Origin of the sequence: Psychroserpens sp. (assembly GCF_047633235.1) — a bacterium.
Lineage (GTDB): Bacteria > Bacteroidota > Bacteroidia > Flavobacteriales > Flavobacteriaceae > Psychroserpens.
In genome coordinates, this window is sequence record NZ_JBLIET010000011.1 from 60,130 (window position 1) to 79,437 (window position 19,308).

At 33.2% G+C, this 19,308-nt stretch carries 16 protein-coding genes and 3 pseudogenes; 10 read left to right on the forward strand and 9 right to left on the reverse strand.

Annotated features, from left to right (window positions below; translation table 11 throughout):
* Positions 1–109: 109 nt before the first annotated feature.
* Positions 110–1,711: a family 16 glycosylhydrolase gene (locus ACJAZK_RS05490; RefSeq protein ID WP_415223001.1), complete on the reverse strand. Its 1,602-nt coding sequence runs from the start codon at positions 1,709–1,711 to the stop codon at positions 110–112.
* A 304-nt stretch (positions 1,712–2,015) separates the two neighbouring features.
* Here ACJAZK_RS05490 and clpB point away from each other — a divergent pair, with 304 nt between their 5' ends.
* Both clpB and ACJAZK_RS05500 read left to right on the forward strand, forming a co-directional pair.
* Positions 2,016–4,625: an ATP-dependent chaperone ClpB gene (gene clpB, locus ACJAZK_RS05495; protein WP_415223002.1), complete on the forward strand. Its 2,610-nt coding sequence runs from the start codon at positions 2,016–2,018 to the stop codon at positions 4,623–4,625.
* Positions 4,626–4,797: 172 nt separating this feature from the next.
* Complete coding sequence (locus ACJAZK_RS05500) at positions 4,798–5,196, forward strand: hypothetical protein (RefSeq protein ID WP_415223003.1); 399 nt, start codon at positions 4,798–4,800, stop codon at positions 5,194–5,196.
* Between the two features lie 74 nt (positions 5,197–5,270).
* On the opposite strand, the pseudogene ACJAZK_RS05505 reads toward ACJAZK_RS05500, so the two are convergent.
* The 4 genes and pseudogenes from ACJAZK_RS05505 to ACJAZK_RS05520 form a co-directional block, all read right to left on the reverse strand.
* A pseudogene (locus tag ACJAZK_RS05505) lies at positions 5,271–5,867 on the reverse strand (OmpW/AlkL family protein).
* A gap of 284 nt (positions 5,868–6,151) precedes the next feature.
* A complete protein-coding gene (locus tag ACJAZK_RS05510; protein ID WP_415223004.1) occupies positions 6,152–6,334 on the reverse strand; it encodes a malate:quinone oxidoreductase in 183 nt (60 codons plus the stop codon).
* A 182-nt stretch (positions 6,335–6,516) separates the two neighbouring features.
* Positions 6,517–6,831: pseudogene (locus ACJAZK_RS05515) on the reverse strand (malate:quinone oxidoreductase); the annotation flags it as partial.
* A 60-nt stretch (positions 6,832–6,891) separates the two neighbouring features.
* Positions 6,892–7,017 carry a malate:quinone oxidoreductase gene (locus ACJAZK_RS05520; RefSeq protein WP_415223005.1) on the reverse strand — a complete coding sequence of 42 codons (126 nt, stop codon included), beginning with the start codon at positions 7,015–7,017 and terminating at the stop codon, positions 6,892–6,894.
* An 80-nt stretch (positions 7,018–7,097) separates the two neighbouring features.
* Here ACJAZK_RS05520 and ACJAZK_RS05525 point away from each other — a divergent pair, with 80 nt between their 5' ends.
* From ACJAZK_RS05525 to ACJAZK_RS05535, 3 genes are all read left to right on the forward strand, one after another.
* Positions 7,098–7,958, forward strand: a complete 861-nt coding sequence (locus ACJAZK_RS05525) for a TraB/GumN family protein (protein ID WP_415223006.1) — start codon at positions 7,098–7,100, stop codon at positions 7,956–7,958.
* A 221-nt stretch (positions 7,959–8,179) separates the two neighbouring features.
* Positions 8,180–8,842 (forward strand): deoxyribose-phosphate aldolase, encoded by a 663-nt coding sequence (gene deoC, locus ACJAZK_RS05530; RefSeq protein ID WP_415223007.1) that lies wholly within the window; start codon positions 8,180–8,182, stop codon positions 8,840–8,842.
* Positions 8,843–8,910: 68 nt separating this feature from the next.
* Positions 8,911–9,423 carry a SixA phosphatase family protein gene (locus ACJAZK_RS05535; RefSeq protein WP_415223008.1) on the forward strand — a complete coding sequence of 171 codons (513 nt, stop codon included), beginning with the start codon at positions 8,911–8,913 and terminating at the stop codon, positions 9,421–9,423.
* Here ACJAZK_RS05535 and ACJAZK_RS05540 read toward each other — a convergent pair.
* The gene (locus ACJAZK_RS05540; protein WP_415223009.1) at positions 9,416–10,177 is read right to left on the reverse strand and encodes a DUF6503 family protein; all 762 of its coding nucleotides are present in this window, start codon (positions 10,175–10,177) and stop codon (positions 9,416–9,418) included. The two genes, ACJAZK_RS05535 and ACJAZK_RS05540, sit on opposite strands and share 8 nt — an antisense overlap.
* 212 nt (positions 10,178–10,389) lie before the next feature.
* Between ACJAZK_RS05540 and smpB the strand changes: the two genes are divergently transcribed.
* Together smpB and ACJAZK_RS05550 are read left to right on the forward strand one after the other, a co-directional pair.
* The gene (gene smpB, locus ACJAZK_RS05545; protein WP_415223010.1) at positions 10,390–10,848 is read left to right on the forward strand and encodes an SsrA-binding protein SmpB; all 459 of its coding nucleotides are present in this window, start codon (positions 10,390–10,392) and stop codon (positions 10,846–10,848) included.
* A 264-nt stretch (positions 10,849–11,112) separates the two neighbouring features.
* Positions 11,113–13,572, forward strand: coding sequence for a DUF5686 and carboxypeptidase regulatory-like domain-containing protein (locus tag ACJAZK_RS05550; RefSeq protein WP_415223011.1), 2,460 nt, complete (start codon positions 11,113–11,115; stop codon positions 13,570–13,572).
* Positions 13,573–13,574: 2 nt separating this feature from the next.
* On the opposite strand, the pseudogene ACJAZK_RS05555 reads toward ACJAZK_RS05550, so the two are convergent.
* From ACJAZK_RS05555 to ACJAZK_RS05565, 3 genes and pseudogenes are all read right to left on the reverse strand, one after another.
* Positions 13,575–14,338: pseudogene (locus tag ACJAZK_RS05555) on the reverse strand (cation transporter).
* A gap of 35 nt (positions 14,339–14,373) precedes the next feature.
* On the reverse strand, positions 14,374–15,651 hold the full coding sequence (locus tag ACJAZK_RS05560) for a T9SS type A sorting domain-containing protein (RefSeq protein ID WP_415223012.1): 1,278 nt from the start codon (positions 15,649–15,651) through the stop codon (positions 14,374–14,376).
* 152 nt (positions 15,652–15,803) lie between these two features.
* Positions 15,804–16,445, reverse strand: coding sequence for a protein-L-isoaspartate(D-aspartate) O-methyltransferase (locus tag ACJAZK_RS05565; RefSeq protein WP_415223013.1), 642 nt, complete (start codon positions 16,443–16,445; stop codon positions 15,804–15,806).
* A gap of 180 nt (positions 16,446–16,625) precedes the next feature.
* On the opposite strand from ACJAZK_RS05565, the gene ACJAZK_RS05570 reads away from it, so the two are divergent.
* The 3 genes from ACJAZK_RS05570 (at position 16,626) to ACJAZK_RS05580 (ending at position 18,932) form a co-directional block, all read left to right on the forward strand.
* Positions 16,626–17,585, forward strand: a complete 960-nt coding sequence (locus ACJAZK_RS05570; protein WP_415223014.1) for a Gfo/Idh/MocA family protein — start codon at positions 16,626–16,628, stop codon at positions 17,583–17,585.
* Between the two features lie 204 nt (positions 17,586–17,789).
* A complete protein-coding gene (locus ACJAZK_RS05575) occupies positions 17,790–17,963 on the forward strand; it encodes a hypothetical protein (RefSeq protein ID WP_415223015.1) in 174 nt (57 codons plus the stop codon).
* A 78-nt stretch (positions 17,964–18,041) separates the two neighbouring features.
* Positions 18,042–18,932, forward strand: a complete 891-nt coding sequence (locus ACJAZK_RS05580; RefSeq protein WP_415223016.1) for a 3-hydroxybutyryl-CoA dehydrogenase — start codon at positions 18,042–18,044, stop codon at positions 18,930–18,932.
* The last annotated feature ends 376 nt before the right edge of the window (positions 18,933–19,308 follow it).

Genomic DNA, 19,308 nt, shown 5'->3' on the forward strand with positions numbered 1-19,308 from the left:
GTTTATAATTCCCGTAAAAACGGGAAGCTCATTATTAATTCTATTACTATAAGTCGTACCCAATCTCGAATCTTACAAGCCGTCGTTTTATAACTTTTAAATTACAAAATTAATGCTTTATAAATTTAAAGGTTTGGCTAATTCCGTTACCAAAAGACAAAGTTATAAAATAAACACCTGTATTGAGAGATGAAGCATCGTAAATAAGATTTTCATTATCTATTAAATACTGTGTTTTAAAAATAATGCGACCACTTATATCTGCCACCTGCAAATTGGTTTTTGTGTTTGTAAATTGACTAGTTTGAATATGTACATTATCTTGAACTGGATTTGGATAGAAACTCACTTTATTATCCTCAATATCTGATATAGTTAATGTTGTTTCTTGATATATTCTAACGTAATCTATTTCCATAGCATCTTGATTAAAGCCAGGTTGTATATCGCCTCCTAAACTACCTCCCATCGCAACATTGAGTAAAATATAAAACTCCTGATTAAATGGATTTACCGAATCCATTTGGTTCACCAAAACATCATCCATATAAATCTTCATATTATCTTCATTCCATTCTAAAGCATAAACATGCCAATTTTGAGAGGTATCTGTATTTGTTGAAGCTATGCTGCTACTATTGTACTCGTAGCCATTACCATTGTCCCAATGCCATGTTGCTAAAATTTGAGTCTTTGGAACATTAGGCTCCATAATATCAATTTCCCCACACGAAGGCCATGACGTATCTCCAAAACCTTCATTATCCCAATGACCACCATCTTCATTTATATTTTTTCCTAACAACCAAATAGCTGGCCAAGTACCAGCAATTGAGGGTAATTTAGCGCGCACTTCAACACGACCGTACTGAAAAGAAAATTTAGAATTTAATCTGGCAGACGTATATTGTTTCGTAATACCTTGATCATTAAATGCTTCACCTTTTGCTAAAACTTTCAAACTACCATTATCCACAAACGAATTATCTAATCTATTCGTATAATGTTGTTGTTCACCATTTGCCCAACTATCGCCAGCAATTAATTGAGTCTGCTGAAACCATTTAGAACCGTCAATAGCCCCAGTTCCATCAAATTCATCAGACCATACTAAGTTATCATAAACAGGGTCATTAGATACAGTATCAAAATGGAGTACATCATCTAAATAAGCTAGAACATAATCGTTATTGTTTTCTCCATTAACTTGAATGACGACCCTATTAAAGTCGGTTCTTTGAATTGGTGGAAGCGCGTTAGGATCTAGATTTAGATAATTATCGTTTTCAAAGTCAAAAGTAACCTCTTGCCATTGATTTAAAAGTAGGGGCTTTATAATTTCACTTTGAGTCATCCATGGTGCTCCTTGATTTTCATCTTGAAGCTTTAGAGAAATTTGATTAATTTGATTTCCTGTTAAACCATTTGAAGGCACATATACTTTTAAACTGAAACTGTTTTTAGTTGATAAATCAAAATTCGTATTTACATCAAACTGCACATTAGCATATTGTCCACCAATATCATGATATTCTAAGACAGTACTAGACATATTAATTCCTTGTTGGTACAAATTTGAAAAATTGACATTGATATTACAATTATCACCATACCATGATGAAATGGTTCCAGAACCTTCAAAGTCATCTTCAACAACTTGAGCATTAACTTGGATCGTAAAGACTATAAATAGAAGGTAGAAATAACGCATAATTACTTTTTTTCAAAAATATTACTAACGTTTTAAATTCATCAATATTCTAACCATACAAAACCTATACATAATGAGCATATTATGTTAAAAAACAATCCAACAGACAAAATGTCCTGCAATTCAATAGTTTAAATGACTTTTTGTCTCTTAAATCTTACATTTCACTATTGGTAAGATTATTGACCTGAAGAAATTATAAAACTGAAATAAATGATTAATATCATTCCTAATCATAACTAAGAGTCTTAATTTAGATTCCTAAATTAAGACGAAATGATAGTCACTAAAAACCACATATATAATGAACTTTAATAATTATACCATAAAATCGCAAGAGGCTATACAGCAAGCCCAACAGCTTACTCAAAGCTTAGGACAACAACAAATAGAAAACGAGCACATTATAAAAGCCATTTTTGAAGTTGACGAAAATGTATTACCCTTCATTCTTAAAAAACTGAATGTCAATATTGAAATTTTAAAATTAGCTTTAGACAAACAAATAGAAAGTTTTTCAAAAGTTTCAAGAGGTGAATTAAATATCTCCAGAGAGGCCAGTAATACACTTAACGAAGCATCAATCATCGCTAAAAAAATGAATGATGATTATGTTTCCATAGAACACCTAATATTGGCTATTTTTAAGTCTAAGAGTAAGATTGCACAAATGTTAAAAGATCAAGGTGTTACCGAGAAACACCTAAATGCAGCAATTGAAGAACTGCGAAAAGGTGATCGCGTTATCTCTCAAAGCCAAGAAGAGACTTACAATTCACTTAATAAATATGCAAAAAATTTAAATCAGTTAGCAAAAGACGGAAAACTAGATCCTGTGATTGGTCGCGATGAAGAGATTCGACGAATTCTTCAAATTTTATCTCGTAGAACCAAAAACAATCCAATTTTAGTGGGAGAACCTGGAACTGGTAAAACTGCTATTGCTGAAGGTTTAGCTCATAGAATTGTAGATGGCGATATTCCAGAGAATTTGGTAGATAAGCAAATCTTTGCACTTGATCTGGGAGCACTGATTGCAGGCGCAAAATTTAAGGGTGAGTTTGAAGAACGCCTAAAAGCGGTCATAAAAGAAGTCACAGACAGTGATGGAGACATCGTTCTCTTTATTGATGAAATACATACTCTTGTTGGCGCAGGTGGCGGTCAAGGCGCCATGGATGCAGCGAACATTTTAAAACCAGCTTTAGCTCGTGGCGAATTACGTGCTATTGGTGCAACGACTTTAGACGAATATCAAAAATATTTTGAAAAGGACAAAGCTCTAGAGCGTCGTTTCCAAAAAGTGATGGTTAATGAACCAGATACTGAAAGTGCTATTTCTATTCTCCGTGGCATTAAAGAAAAATATGAAACACACCACAAAGTTCGCATTAAAGACGAAGCAATTATTGGTGCTGTAGAATTATCTGAGCGTTATATCACCAACCGCTTCCTACCAGATAAAGCTATCGATTTAATGGATGAAGCTGCTGCTAAATTGCGTATGGAGATCAACTCCAAACCAGAAGAACTCGATGTTTTGGATCGTAAAGTTATGCAACTAGAAATTGAGATTGAGGCTATTAAACGCGAGAAGGATGAATCGAAATTAAAATCTTTACGTGCCGATTTGGCAAATCTTAAAGAGGAACGTAATGAGTTAAATGCAAAATGGAAAAGTGAAAAAGAAGTCGTTGACAATATTCAATCAATAAAAGCAGATATCGAAGACTATAAGCTAGAAGCAGAACGTGCTGAGCGTGAAGGTGACTATGGAAAAGTTGCAGAAATACGCTACGGAAAAATTAAAGAATCTCAAGAAGCCCTTGAGAAATACCAGAATGAATTAAAAGAAAATAAAAGTGAAAATTCTCTTATTAAAGAGGAAGTTACTTACGAAGATATTGCTGAAGTTGTCGCGAAATGGACAGGTATACCTGTGACCAAAATGCTACAGAGTGATCGCGAGAAACTCCTAAAACTAGAAGACGAACTCCATAAACGTGTGGTTGGCCAAGAAGAAGCAATTACCGCTGTAAGTGATGCTGTGAGACGCTCTCGAGCAGGCTTACAAAATCCAGCAAAACCAGTAGGAACCTTTCTTTTCTTAGGGACGACAGGTGTTGGTAAAACAGAACTTGCCAAAGCTTTGGCAGAATATCTATTTGATGACGAAAATGCGATGACTAGAATAGATATGAGTGAGTATCAAGAAAGCCATAGTGTAAGTCGTTTAGTCGGAGCCCCTCCAGGGTATGTTGGTTATGATGAAGGCGGACAATTAACCGAAGCAGTTAGACGTAAACCCTATTCTGTAGTGTTACTAGATGAGATTGAAAAAGCGCATCAAGATACTTTTAATATTTTATTACAAGTATTAGATGAAGGTCGATTGACAGACAATAAAGGACGTGTCGCCGATTTCAGAAATACCATAATTATTATGACCTCAAATTTAGGAAGTCAAATCATACAGGAGCGTTTTGAAGCAACAAAAGATGTTCTGTCAGCAATTGAAGCTGCAAAAGTGGATGTTCTAGGCTTATTAAAACAAAGTGTTCGTCCCGAGTTTTTAAATAGAATTGATGATACCATTATGTTTACACTTTTAACAAAAAGTAATATTAAAGATATTGTTGGTTTACAATTAAAAGGTCTACAAAAAATGCTGGCAAAACAAGGGATCACTTTTGACGCAACACCAGAGGCTATTTCTTATTTAGCCGAAAAAGGCTACGACCCAGAATATGGAGCGAGACCAGTAAAGCGAGTCATTCAAAAAGAAGTACTCAATGAATTAAGTAAAGAAATATTATCAGCTACAATAACAACAGATAGTATTATTCTGCTCGATGCTTTTGATGATACATTAGTATTTAGAAATGAAACAAGTGTTGTTGCTGAAGAATATTAAAATAATGCTGTAACATTTTTAGAATATTACAGTCTTTTAAGTGGTTGGTTAGTTGAAAAGCAACGTGAATTTTAGAAATAAAATGAGCGTTGCTTTTCTGTTTTAAATGCTTGTTTTGTATCGACTAGTTTTGTATATTATACATAATAACCAAACTTAACAATCTATGGGAATGTTTCACTATTATGATATTGGTCACGCAGAAGTTTTTATTTTCGATGACTTTTTAATTAAACAAGTTCGAGAAGGAGAATTAGTGGACAAAGAAGAGACACTAGAATTTAAAGTTATTTTAAATGAGCATTTTAAAGGTAAAAACATGGCCTATATTTCAAATAGAGTTTTTTCCTATGCCGTAAATCCTTTGGTTTACAAAGAAGCCGATAAAATACCCAATTTAGTTGCTATAGCTATTATTCCTAGTAATGAAAAAACACATCCTAGTGCTAAATATGAAAGTCAGTTTTATGACGGTCCATTTGGAATTTTCAAAAACTTAAGTGACGCTATTCAATGGGTCCATAAAATTATAGAAAGAGAAAATAGCGAATTGAATATTAAAACTATGTAGCCATCAATACTAAAATAGTGAAACAAAAAAAGGCCACAACGCTATGACCTTTTAATTTCAAAAGTATAATTTAATTATAACTTAAAACCTGCCCCAAAACCTACTATGAATGGGTTAATTTCTACCTCTGCTTTATTTACCGAATCATTATTAAGAGTTACATCTGTTTTTAAGAATAATTTCTTAATGTCAAAGTTTAAAAACCATTTATCATTTAAGTTGTAATCCACTCCAGCCTGAAATGAAAAATCAAAAGCGTTATCATAGTCAATATCATCAATATCTCCGGCGTCTTCACCATAAAAAATTGTATAGTTTATAACAGCTCCTGCATAAGGTTTACATTCATCTGCGTAGAAATGGTATTGTAAGTTAAGTGATGGGGGTAATAACCAAACATACCCTAAATCTGCTCCATTTTATATTTGAACTTCATGCTTGGTCGTTGCTAAAATTAATTCGGCTGCTAGATTTTTATTAAAAAAATAGGTAAAGTCTACTTCAGGAACAAAAGTTGTCGAGATATCTACGTTGGCACCATCAATATCATCCTCAGGAGAAGGTACTACAGCTATTACTCTAAAGCGAGCCTGCCATTTACTATAAGTTGCATCATCTGTTGTGTTTGCGTCTTGTGCGTTAACATTAGTTAAAGAAAAAAGACGGGTCATTAGTCATCCAAAAATTAATTTTTTCATAATACTTCGTTTAATACTTACACAAACTTAGAACTATATCACAAGGAAAATCATGACAAAAATCATAGTCTATTTTTTGTTTTGTTCAGGTTTATTTTATAGCAAAAAAAATCAATACAATTAACGAAGCAAATCAAAATATTTACAAGAATTAGAGTAAAAGTGTCTGATGTACAACAAACAAAATTTCGTGAAATAGTCTTAAGAATTAAGTATAGTTTTAATCGCTCTACAGAAATTTTAAGTTGTGTTTTAAATCACTTTATATTAATTTCAATATTAGATGTTGGAGCAATATCTATAAATAGAGCCTTACCCTTTTCAGAATTTAATAGTTCTGGAAATTCTTTATCCAAGACGCTTAACATTACGTGAATTACTGTTGATGCTAATGTTGAGACACCTAACAGACAAGTTATACTTACATTTTTACTACTCACGTCCTCTGTGCCAAATTGAAGTTCACGTTATTCAAAATCATTTTTATTTATAATCTGAACACCTTATCCCGCGACCAAAATCCCCCATTCATCACTTTTTGCGTCTTTATGAAATTTCCGAAGTTTACCTCAGTACCTCTATTTATTCTGCTAGGTACTATTTTTATTCAGAAGTTCTAACGTTAGCAATTAAAGGGAACCAATCTTTCCTTTTTTAAATACTCTCTGTGTATGCTATAGAACCAAACATAACGTATGTTTTTCATTACCTCAAAACGTTTCTTAAGGTACTTGACATTATCGTCACCAAATACACAGCTATGATCTGGTACATATTTTATAAAATCTTCTGGAGATTCGATTAAACCTTGAGCAACTAAGTAGGACCAAAATTGCTTAGACATTTCAAACTGATTACAAATATCAGTAGCATTTTTTATGGATACATCTCCATTCTATTTCGTAGTGCAATAATTCAACTCACACAACGCAGAATGACCTGTTCCAGCGTTATTCCAAGCTGCAAGACTCTCTGATGCAACATCATCTAATTGCTCTTATATTAAAATCTTAATCTTTGGATCAAAAAGTTTTGCCATCAAGGCTAAGGTCGCACTCATAATACCAGCACCAATACAAATTATATCGCAGTCCTTTTTAATATGGATAGATGACGTATTCATAAAAATAATTTTACAGAATTTGATTAAGTTTTTGTAACATTTAAAATTAAAATAGTACTAATGACTAAAATTAAAAAACCATGAAAACATCTATTTTTACTTTTATTATCACACTGAGTACTGTCTGTAGTTTACATGCTCAAGACCTCGAAAAATCACTGCTTTGGAAAATCTCAGGTAATGACTTAACAGAAACATCATATCTCTATGGAACCATACACATAACTTGTGATGCGTCCTTAGATGCAAATGTACAAAGCGCGTTAGAAGAGACTCAACTTCTTGTTTTAGAAATAGATATGGATGATCCTTCTATGCAAGCATCTATGATGAAAGGGATGTATATGAAAGACAATACAAGCCTAAAAGATTTAGTAACTAATGAAGAATATGTATTGATTTCAAAATTTATAAATGAACAAATGGGAATGCCTCTAGAGGCACTTGCTAATATGAAACCCTTTTTCTTAACTGCCATGTTTTACCCTAAATTATTAGGATGTCCTGTACAATCCTATGAAGAGGCGTTGATGAAAATAGCTCATGAACAAGGCGAAGAAGTCTTAGGCTTAGAGACCGTTGAGGAGCAACTAAATGTGTTTGATGAGATTCCTTACAAGGATCAAGCAATAGATTTGTTACGCTCTGCTAAAGACGAACTGGCTTATGATAAAGCATCATTTGACAAACTTATGCAGTATTATAATGATAAAGACATTGAAGGTATGATTACAATGATGGAAGAAGACAAAAATCTAAGCACATCAAAGCATATAGATAAGATGCTAAACAATAGGAATAAAAATTGGATCTCTAAAATTAGTGATCACGCAAAAAAACAACCAACCTTTTTTGGTGTTGGTGCTGCGCATCTTGCTGGAGACAATGGGGTAATAAAACTACTTAGAAAAGCTGGTTTTACTGTTAAAGCAGTTTTATAGTACTAGTTAAAAAAGACACTTAACCCTTTCATTGAGAGTGTTTTTTGTTTAAAATATATTTTAATCCAAGACTCACACAATAAAACTTTAGTCATTATGGTTATGAATATTAGATTTAATGACTAACTTTGTTTTGCTATTAGTTCCCAAACTTACAAACATTACAATACCGTTGATTCTTCTTCAAATCAAGAATCAATACTAATTACACCTACTTGAACATGAATATTAATTCGCATATTGACCACACGCTTTTAAGCGCCACAGCTACCGAACGAGACATTATTGATCTTTGTAATCAAGCTAAGAAACATCAATTTTATTCCGTTTGTATTAATAGTTGCTACATACCTCTTGCAAAACAATTACTCAAAGGCTCGCATGTAAAAATATGCACTGTGGTTGGTTTTCCGCTCGGGGCAACAGCAACTTCCTCTAAAGTTTTTGAAGCTAAACAAGCTATAAGTGAGGGTGCTCACGAGATAGATATGGTCATGAACTTGGGCCTTTTTAAAAGTAAAAATTATGTTGAAGTTTTTAAAGATATTCAAGACGTAAAATCCGCCATAGGCAAAACTCCACTAAAAGTTATTCTCGAGATAAGTGAGTTATCAAAAAATGGAATTGTAAAAGCCTCAGAAATTTGTTTAGACGCAAAAGTAGATTTCATTAAGACTTCTACTGGGTTTACCAAAAGCGGGTCCACACTTACCGCTGTGAAAATCATGAGAAAGACAGTTAGAAAAAATTGTAAAATTAAAGCCTCTGGAGGCATTATGGACTATGAAACTGCTAGAAAATATATTGATATTGGTGTGGATCGCATAGGAACCTCAAAAGGAGTTGCTATTTCTAATGGAGAATTATCACATGCAGACCACTAAATTTAGCCAGTCTTTAATGCTATTCTAACAAAGAGTTTTTATATTTGGTAACATTAAATTATCAAATTATGAAGTCTCTTTTCACAGTACTACTAATCATTACGTTTTGCTTACCTAGTTGGTCACAAGAAGACACGAGCACTAATGAAACAACAACATATTACTTTATTCGTCACGCAGAAAAAGACAGAAGCGATAAAACCAATAGAAACCCAGATCTTAATAAATTAGGAAAAAAACGAGCTAAGAAATGGGCCAAATATTTTAACAAAATCAACATTGATGCTATTTATTCTACCCATTACAACCGCACTCAGCAAACCGCTCAACCCATAGCAAAAAATAAAAAACTAGAAGTTTCAGATTATGATCCTAGAGCTTTATATTCAGAAGAATTTATTAAAGCCACTAAAGGAAAAAGAGTACTAGTTGTTGGTCACAGCAACACAACACCAGCATTTGTAAATATAATTTTAGGAAATAAAAAACACAAGGATATTGATGATAATGATAATAGCAAATTATTTCTTGTTACTATTTCTGGAGAAAAAATCACAGATAAAGTGCTTACGATTAATTAAGCTGCACTGCGATATTCTCTAATTCTATTTTAGAGATCATTTTTAGTTTTCCTTTTTCAAATAATTGAGGTAAACTTATCAGTGAAATAGAGCTGTCTACTGGCTTATAATTATTATAATCTACAAATCGTAGTCCGTTTACATATCGTTCATTATAAGCTTCCCTAAAACGAATTCCTTTACCATCGCTTTCCTTGTAAGAGTAGGCTAAATAATCAACCTTATTCGTTTCTTTATTTATCCAATACATAAAAACATCCTCAAAATCTTCTCCTCCACCATATTGATTAAACGTCACTTTAACGGCATAATAGCTATTGTTTTTTAATAAAACATCTTCCAATAACGTCTTTTTAACTGCAAGGTCATTTAGTCCGTATGGCAACACTGCAAAATAATGTACAGAATTCACAGAAGCTGAATATTTCACAGCCATAGAATCAGGAACCGATATTGGAAAGTCGTTTATAAAACGTTGAAAATCAACGCTACTTAAAACATCCTTCACAGAGTCATTGTTTTTATTTATCATATGCCGACTTAGAACTCGGCCATCAAAATCACGAATAGAAGTATATTTAGTCGCTCTAAAAGTAAATTCTATGACTGATTCATCAAACTTCTTCCCTCCTGAAACCTCAATCGTTTTATCAATAATGGATTGCACTTTCTGAGTTTCTGCGGAAACATCTTGCTTCACATCTTTACAATTTAGAAGAAAAAAAGCACCTAATGCGAGTATGGCATATTTCATTTTTATTTATAATTTATAAGTCCTTATAACACGAAATCTATGTCGGAAGTTATGGTTTTTACTTTCATGTATTCAAGAATAATTTAATAATTTAAATTGTCGACACTTGTGATTTTACAAAATTACGAGAATCGCTATTTAATATTCTTTAAATTGACGATTGATTCAAACCATAGCTATTATTCTATCAAAATTCTATAACTTTGTAACCTATGCAAAAACCAGTAAACATAAAGAATAAAAAAGCAAAGTTTGAGTATGAGATTCTCGATACTTACACTGCTGGCATTGTATTAACTGGAACTGAAATTAAATCAATTAGAGACAGTAAAGCTTCTATAGCCGAAGGTTTTTGTGAGTTTAACGATCGTAGTGAGTTATTTGTCATCAATATGACCATACAAGAGTATGTGTTTGGTAATTACTACAATCACAAACCTAAAGCAGAACGCAAACTGCTACTCAATAAAAGGGAACTTAAAAAACTAGAAAAAGAGGTCAATATCAAGGGTAATTCTATCATTCCGCTTCGACTATTTGTCAATGAGAAAGGATTGGCAAAGCTTGATATTGCTTTAGGGAAAGGTAAAAAACTCTTCGATAAACGCGACAGTATAAAAGACCGTGACAACAAGCGAGATTTAGATCGTATAAAGAAAATCTACGATTAGTTTATGAGTTGATATTAAAATTGTTGTAGAGAAACATTTAACAAAACTATTCGTTTTATTTATGATTGTTTAACAATTGACATTTAATTAAATGTCTAAGTTTGACAACGCTAGGCAACCTTTTTGCAAAAAAAGTGCGACCAAACATATTAAAACCATCAATCAACATAAATAAAAAGAGTATGCTAAAAATCGTTATCGTTTTAAAAAACGAATCCCAGCGAACAGCATGTGACCTATAAACAAGAATAAACACACCACCACATGAAAAACAAACTACTCTCTACACTTACACTTTTGTGCGCATTCGCTTCATTTGCTCAAATTAAAGGAACCGTTACAGATGACAAAAATCAACCGTTACCCTTCGTAAATATTTATCTCGAAAACACCTACACTGGAACAACCAGTAACGAAGATGGCTATTATGAACTCAATGTCACCGACATTAAAAATCATACCGTTGTATTTCAGTATTTAGGTTATAAGACCGTTAAGAAAAATGTAGACATTCAAGCCTTTCCATTTAGGTTAGATGCTGTTCTTTTAGAAGAAGAAGTGTCTCTTGATGAGGTTGTCATAAATTCCGAAGAAAATCCAGCTAATAAAATAATTCGTGCAGCTATTGCCAAACGAAAAGAGAATCTTGAGAAGATTAATAGTTATAAAGCTGATTTCTATTCTCGTGGATTAATTAGAATTAAGGAAGCACCAGAAAAAATATTAGGACAGGAAATCGAAATTGATGGTCTAGATTCTACAAGAAGTGGTGTCATCTATCTTTCAGAAACGGTTTCTAAATTAGAATATTTACGTCCCAATAAACTTAAAGAAAAAATATTGGCTTCTAAAGTTAGTGGCGACAGCAAAGGCTTTAGTTTTAATAATGCTATTGATGTAGAATTTGATTTGTATGAGAATACGATTGAACTGGGCAACCAAATCATCTCTCCTATTGCCAATAATGCTTTTGGGTATTATCGTTATAAACTAGAAGGTGTTTTTTATGATGATAGAGGCAACCTCATCAACAAAATCAAAGCAACACCTAAAAGAAAAAACGATCCGGTTTTTGAAGGATTTATTTATATAGTTGAAGATCAATGGACCATTTATGCTGCAGAATTAGATATCTCAGGAACGCAATCCAGACTTCCTGCAGTAGAAAAAATCACAATTACTCAAAACTATACGTTCTCAGAAAACGATAATATATGGGCTAAAATATCTCAAAATATAGATTTTAAATATGGGCTCTTCGGAATCAAAGGAGATGGTCGTTTCACTGCTGTTTTTAGTAATTATGAATTTAATCCTGGCTTAACTAGGAAAGATTTTTCTAGAGAAATCGTATCCTTTGCAGATGAAGCTAACAAAAAAGATTCTACATTTTGGAACACTATTAGACCCGTTCCTTTGACCACGGAAGAAATCACAGATTATATCAAAAAAGATAGCATTCAAATTGTAAAAGATTCTAAAGTCTATAAAGATTCGGTAGATACGGTTAAAAATAAATTTAAGCTAGGAGATATTATTGGAGGCTATAATTATACCAATACATTTAAAAACTGGAGTGCAGGAATTAATTCTCCTATTGAAGCCATCAGTTTTAATACAGTACAGGGTTGGAATGCTAATTTAGGCACCTATTACACAAAAAGCTTTAACGATAACGAACGTTATTTATCTATTGGTGGAAATCTAAATTACGGCTTTAGTGATGACCGTTTAAGAGGAACACTTTATGCGCAATATAAATTTAACAACAAAAGCAAACCCTATTTAACACTTGCAGGTGGTGTGACAACTCAGCAATTTAATTCTAGTGAGCCCATTTCTAAACTGATTAACACTTCCTTTTCTTTATTTTCTGAACAGAATTTCATGAAAATTCATGAAAACAGTTACGTCCAAGCCTCCTACTCCAATGAGTTTTTTAATGGTTTTAGACTCAATACTAGCTTGAGTTATCAGCGTCGACAAGCCTTATTCAATACCACAGATCAAGCTTGGTATCCAAAAGACGATAGAGCATATACCAGCAATAATCCACTAGATGAATCTGCTTTTGGGATTGCTCCTTTTGCAACACATAACATCATGAAATTTGCAGTAGATGCTCGTATTAATTTTGCACAAGATTACTTGAGCTATCCTGACGGAAAATATAATGTTTCAAGCGGAAAACATCCAACACTAAGAGTTGGGTATGAAAAAGGTTTTTCGTCAACAGTTGATGATTATAATTTTGATCAAGTAAAAATTCGTATCTCTCAAGGTTTGAATATTGCAGATAAAGGTCGTTTTGACTACAATATTAAAGCCGGTAAATTCTTTAATGGAGATGATATTGCTTTTGTGGATTACCAGCATTTTAATGGTAATCAAACACAAATTGGTCAAGGTTCATACCTCGACGTTTTTAATAATTTGCCTTACTATTCAGCGAGTACTAATGATTCTTATTTAGAGATACATGCAGAACATGATTTTAATGGTTTTCTCCTCGGAAAAGTGCCCTTATTAAAAAAGCTCAACTTTAATTTGGTCCTTGGCGCTCATACATTAGCAACTCCAGATAACACTCCTTATCAAGAATACACGATTGGTTTAGATAATATTGGCTGGGGAAAATTTAGATTCTTAAGATTAGATTATGTGCGTTCGTATCAAAGTGGGTTTCAAAGCGACGCCATTTTGTTTGGGTTGAAGTTTTTTTAAGATTATTTACTCAATTTTAACATTCTCAAAGCACCTTGAACAACTAAAGCAAAAACAACAGTTCCTATGATTAAATCTGGTTTGTTGGAGTCTAATACTTGTACTAGAATTCCAACTAAAATAACTCCGCATTTAATAATAACGTCATTAGAAGTAAAAACCATACTTGCTTTCATGTGCGCTTCATTATTACTTTTAGATTTCTGTAAAATGTAGAGACAAACACCATTTGCTATGAACGCTAAAACTGAAATCACAATCGTTGTAGAAAAGTTTGGTAATTCTTCAGCACCAAAAAAGCGCCTTAAGACTTCCATAAAACCAAAAACAGCCAATATAATTTGAAAAACATCTGCAAGCTTAGCAATTTTCTTTTTCTTGATTACTGTTCCTCCAACTGCTAAAAGACTTATCGCATACACAAAATAATCTGCTAGCATATCAAGACTATCTGCAAACAATCTCATGGATTTTTTAATGGGGTTTTTGTCATTTCTATGATAAAGAACACGAAGTTTATAATGAGAACTGTCCAAAGTAATTCTCTTTGATTGGTATCCTCCTCAAAATAGGTTTGATTTGTGTCCTCTGTTGAGGTTTTTTTGGAGCCTAACTTTAACTCGGTAAGTGAATTTTAGATGGTATCAATATTGCCAATATGAAATACATACAATCTTCCATTCGCGATATCAAATTCGAGATTTTTAATATTAGTAATCCCATCCAATTTCATACGAATCAAATTTTCTTCGGAAGGACAATCCATTTTAGATATTTCAAAATAGATTTTTGAATGGTATATTATTTTTTTATCAACTTAAAAGTTTCCTGTAACCTTTCCGAAGATACCTTAACAAAATACAGTCCTGAGGCAAGCTTAGACGTTTCTATTTGAGATTGATTAGTATAGTGAGCCACCTGCTTTCCGAAGAGATTATAAACTCTAACTTCAAAACTGGCTAACTGAAAGTCAATCCTAATGACGTCTTTAAACGGGTTTGGACCTACAGCAAGGTCTAACATTTCATTTTCGGTAACACTGAGCAAATCACATTCTGGATTCCCCGTTGATGATGCAGAAAACGAACCATTAATAACCGTCCAATTTTCCCAAATAACACCTTGAGAATTTGACCAATCTGTTAAGTCGATATAATTTTCAGCACTGTAGAGTCCCGGAATTTTAGCTACTTTAATCGCTTCGCCCCCTTGGTCCCATACTAATGGCTGACCGTCAATACAAGTTTCTGGCATAAAATCGCCAACACAATTAGCTTGTAAGAAGAACGCAAATTCTGGATAATCTGGATATTCTCCAAAAACATAAGCACGTCCTGCGTCGTTGATACAAACTGCTGTGTATTCGTTACAAGCAATCCCAAAAGCACGCATATTATTATCGGTTGAATAACGCGCTAAAAAAGCGGCGTGTCTTGCACGTCTATCTGGATCATCATAATGTGTATCTGTAATCACATGTTCTAAAAAAGGAATATCTAAAAAATCATTATAGCCCAAAGTCATCCGATTATGATAAGGGTTTGATAAGGCTTGTGCGTTTGTAACTGTTCCATTTTCTGCAGAAAAATAACCTCCTCCTAAAATGGCCATTCCAGCGCTCGTTCCTCCAATCACACCTTGTTTTGTGTTGATGAATGCATTAAGCGCATCTTCCATGGCATTGTCTTTAAAGTAGCTCACATAATCATATTGATCACCTCCAGCAAACCAAATAGCTTCGGCATTTTCTACTTTTTGAAGCACATAAGGATCTAATGCTCCTGCTTCATTATTAAAAACAAAAGTCGTCACAGAGTTGATACTTACGCCTAATCCTGAATACATATAATTATTATATCCATCACTTCCAGAAGCTCTTAAAACAACAACGTCGCCTCCATTAGCTTTTTCTAAAAACCAAATCATAGCATCATCATTTTCACTAGCTCCACCCATCATACAAACTCCAAATTGATGATTTGTTGTGATATCTGTCGCACTTCCTGTTGCGTATTCTGTATAGTTTTGTGCAACTAGTAGTTGTGTGAACAGTGTAAATAGTAGTGTGATTTTTTTCATTATATTTTTATTTTTCTCTCAAAGTATCAGAGATATATAGGTTTACTCATATGTTCAACTCATTGCTATATTTTATTTAAAAATAGCAATGAGTTTATTTTGAATAAGAGTATTCACAAAACAGATTGCGTCTTTGCAGCTCTTCTAGAACCCTAATTCTTATCCTCTAACAATGGTACAAACCTAAACTCACCAAACTCATGTTGTTCAAAATCCTTTGGTCCTTTTCTAATAAAGAGGGTCATCATTTGCACATCACCACCAACAGGAATAACCAAGCGACCACCAACTTTCAACTGACTTAATAAAGGCTTAGGCACAAAAGGTGCTCCAGCGGTAACAATGATACTATCAAAAGGTGCTTCGGTCTCTAACCCTATATATCCATCCCCAAAAACAAGTCTCTTAGCACGATAACCCAATTTAGGCAAAAACTTACTTGTTTTTTTATAGAGTTCGTTTTGACGTTCTATACTGAATACCTTTGCTCCTAACAAACATAATACGGCGGTTTGATACCCGCTTCCTGTACCGATCTCTAGAACGGTATCTCCTTGTTTAATTTGCATTAATTCTGTTTGAAATGCCACTGTATAGGGTTGTGATATGGTTTGGTCGGCAGCAATAGGAAAAGCTTTATCTTGATATGCATGGTCTAAAAAGCTAGAATCCATAAATAAATGCCTCGGAATTTTACCAATAGCAAGCAATACTCTCTCGTCCGTTATTCCTTTCGTTTTTAGAATATCAACCAATTTTTGTCTTAGGCCTTGATGTTTTAATGTGTCTTTCAAAGTAGTTAGGTTTGCTTTATAGTGTCTGGTCACAAACACCATGTAAAAATAACTGAAACATTTTTATACTGAAAGTTAAATGTAATCGAATTATCAACTAAGTATATTAGGTATATTTTTATCATTAATTTCACATAATTACACTATGAAAATCTTATTTTTGATAAAAATCATAAAACAATGCTAAAAGCTGGTGTACTTGGTGCTGGTCATCTAGGGAAAATTCATTTAAGACTGCTAAATCAATCTGATAAATATGACCTTGTTGGGTTTTATGATGCAGATGAAATTAACGGAAAAAAGGTGGAAGAAGAATTTGGTTACAACTATTTCAAAACCATGGATGCACTCATTGAAGCCGTTGATATGGTTGATATCGTAACACCAACGTTATCACATTATGAGTGTGCTAAAAAGGCCATTTCCTTTGGTAAACATATTTTTATAGAAAAGCCAATTACAAATACCGTTGAAGAAGCTGAGCACATTAGAGAATTATTAGCTGAACATGATATTCGCGGACAAGTAGGACATGTAGAGCGTTTTAATCCAGCGTTTATAGCGGTGAGAGAACAAATCAAAAATCCCATGTTTATTGAAACTCATCGTTTAGCAGAATTTAACCCTCGTGGCACAGACGTGCCTGTCGTTTTGGACTTAATGATTCACGATATTGATATTATCCTTAGTGTCGTTACATCTAAAGTTAAAAATGTCTCTGCAAGTGGTGTGTCGGTTATTAGTGATACACCAGATATTGCAAATGCTCGTATAGAATTTGAAAATGGTTGTGTCGCGAATCTTACTGCTAGTCGCATTTCATTAAAGAATATGAGAAAAACACGTTTCTTTCAAAAGGATGCTTACATCTCTGTAGATTTTTTAGAAAAAAAATGCGAAGTGGTTAAAATGAAAGATGCACCTACAAGTCCTGGTGATTTTGATATGATTCTTCAAAATGCAGAAGGCATTAAAAAGCAAATCTATTTTGACAACCCAGAAGTCGCTAATAACAATGCTATTCTAGATGAACTAGAAACGTTTGCCGATGCCATAAATAATAACACGACACCAATTGTAACACTTCATGATGGTACAGAAGCTTTGCGTGTGGCGACTATGATTATTAATCAATTTTAAACACTTACATTATGATGCAACTAATTACAGCACTATCAATATTAGTTTTAGGTTTAATTTATGTCTTTTCAATACGGAAGGATAAAAACAAAAATCCTGAAAACTAATAATTACTAGTGAAATTCACTTTTTTTAAGGGAATGAAAAATTAAACAATAGATTCCTATAGAGACGGGAATGAAAATCGGATGTGAAACTTAATTAATGAAAAAAAATAATGTACCAGCTGTTTTAATTACTGCTAGTATCCTATTAATAGCACTCAATGCTGCAACAACCGATGAATTCGATAATGGCTTTTGGATGCAAACTTTATCTGGTGTCCTATTGATATTAGCAATGCTACTAACAATTCGAAATAGAAATAAAACAAATTAAAATTCCACTTTCCTATGGACAGGATTAATTGGAATAAAAGACTCCCATCATCATGGGAACAAAAAATTAAAATTTTTTATGAAAAACATAGCTGTTATAGGAGCAGGAACAATGGGAAACGGAATTGCCCACACCTTCGCTCAATCTGGATTTAAAGTACAATTAATAGACATTAGTGAAGCTTCTCTTAAACGAGGCATGGATACTATTGCTAAAAATTTGGATAGAATGGTGTCTAAGGAGAAAATTTCCGAAGATGATAAAAAAGCAACACTTGACAATATTACAACATATACAGATATTACTGCTGGTGTTGAATATGCGAGTTTAGTTGTTGAAGCTGCTACAGAAAACATTGATTTAAAGCTTAAAATATTTAAACAATTAGACGACGCTTGTAGTGAAGATACCATATTGGCATCAAACACCTCTTCTATCTCAATTACGCAAATTGGTGCTGTGACCTCAAGACCAGATAAGGTCATTGGTATGCACTTTATGAATCCTGTACCCATTATGAAATTGGTTGAGATTATTCGTGGTTATAGCACAAGTGACGAAGTGACAAATACTATTATGGAGTTATCTAAAACATTAGGCAAAATCCCAACAGAGGTTAATGATTATCCTGGATTTGTAGCGAATCGTATTTTAATGCCAATGATCAATGAGGCTATTGAAACGCTATACAATGGCGTTGCTGGAGTTGAAGAAATTGACACCGTTATGAAATTAGGAATGGCACACCCTATGGGACCTTTGCAATTAGCAGATTTTATTGGTCTTGATGTGTGTCTTTCGATTTTAAATGTGATGTACGACGGATTCAAAAACCCAAAATACGCTCCTTGTCCGCTTTTAGTAAATATGGTAAGAGCTGGTAAATTAGGATCTAAATCTGGCGAAGGGTTCTATGATTATTCTGAAAGCAGAAAGGCGGAGCATGTTGCTGATCAGTTTAAGAAATAGTCACACTAAGCGTTGTTTTACAGCAGCAGAACACAATTTCTATTTATGATAAAAACGAAACCTTACAATTTAACAAAAGAAGAATACACAAATATTATTGTTAAAAAAAGGTTTAAAAAATCTTGGTGGCTTTATCTTTTAATGCTTCTTATATCTTTACTATTGGTCAAGATCTAAAAATCATGATACGCTTTTTGAGACCATGAACATGTCATTTGATAATTCCAATCTTTATTTTGAAAGAAGTGGAAATGAAACTAAAATCCCTTCTGCTAACATAGAGAAGGTGATTTCTGAAAAAGACTTTTGGCTGTTATATCTCCAACAGAAAGGAAGCTTTATATATGTTCAAAAAGATATTTTTTATTTAAAAACT